An 891-nucleotide genomic window follows, 5' to 3' on the forward strand; every position below is an offset into this window, starting at 1 on the left:
GCGACAGGAGTCCAGACGAGTGCTCTTCCGACCCCGGCGGCGGCGGGCGCGCGGGCGGCGACCTGGCGGGCCTGGGCGGGGCGCGCGGGCGCCGCGGCCGGACGCGCCTGAGTCGCGCGCTCGGCTTCAGGCTGGCGGGGCGCATTCGCTTCGGCAGGGGGTGCCATGAACGGCAGCGCCAGGCCGAAGGCCAGGGGCGCGAGGCGGCGTCGCATCGGCATGCGGCGGTGATGGACCGATCCGCCGCGCCGGGTCAAGTCCGAAGGGTCCTGGCCCGTCCGGCCGGATCAGAAATGATCCGCCCGCAGCACCTGGCATTCCGTGATGCTGACGATGGCCGGGCGGGCGCCGAGAAGTTCCGCCTGCGCGCCCATGATGCGCTCCGCCACCGCCTCCGACGCGATGCAGAGCACGATTACGTTGTCATCGACCCCGCCCGGGTCCCCGGCGCGGCGGATGCCCTGCCGCCCGCGCCCGGCCAGCACGGGCAGCACCGTCCAGCCGGTCGCGCCCAGCCGGTCGAGCAGCGCGGTCACCGCCTCGGCCCGCACGGCTTCCACCACGATCTCGATCCGCTTGCGCGCGTGCACTGCTACCCCCCCGTCGCCGCCCGTGCCGCCCAGAGCCAGAGCGGGATGCCCACCAGGATGTTGAAGGGAAAGGTGACCGCGAGCGAGAGGGTCACATAGATCCCCGCATCGGCCGAGGGCAGCGCCATGCGCATCGCCGCCGGCACCGCGATGTAGGACGCGGACGCCCCGAGCACGGCCATCAGCCCCACGCCCCCGGGCGACAGCCCCGCCAGCAGCCCCGCCCCGAGCCCCGCCGCGCCGCCGATCAGCGGCATCAGCAGCGCGAAGCCCGCCAGGCGCGCGTCGAGCCCGCGCCCGC

At 75.8% G+C, this 891-nt stretch carries 2 protein-coding genes; both read right to left on the minus strand.

All coding sequences use genetic code 11. The annotated features are described in order from the left end of the window. Positions 1-287 precede the first annotated feature (287 nt). A complete protein-coding gene (locus HW577_RS25750; RefSeq protein WP_198378918.1) occupies positions 288-590 on the minus strand; it encodes a P-II family nitrogen regulator in 303 nt (100 codons plus the stop codon). Positions 591-592: 2 nt separating this feature from the next. Next, on the minus strand, positions 593-891 hold a 299-nt coding region (locus HW577_RS25755), incomplete at its 5' end, for a sodium-dependent bicarbonate transport family permease (protein ID WP_198378919.1).

Origin of the sequence: Neoroseomonas rubea, from assembly GCF_016106015.1 — a bacterium.
Classification (GTDB): Bacteria; Pseudomonadota; Alphaproteobacteria; order Acetobacterales; family Acetobacteraceae; genus Neoroseomonas; species Neoroseomonas rubea.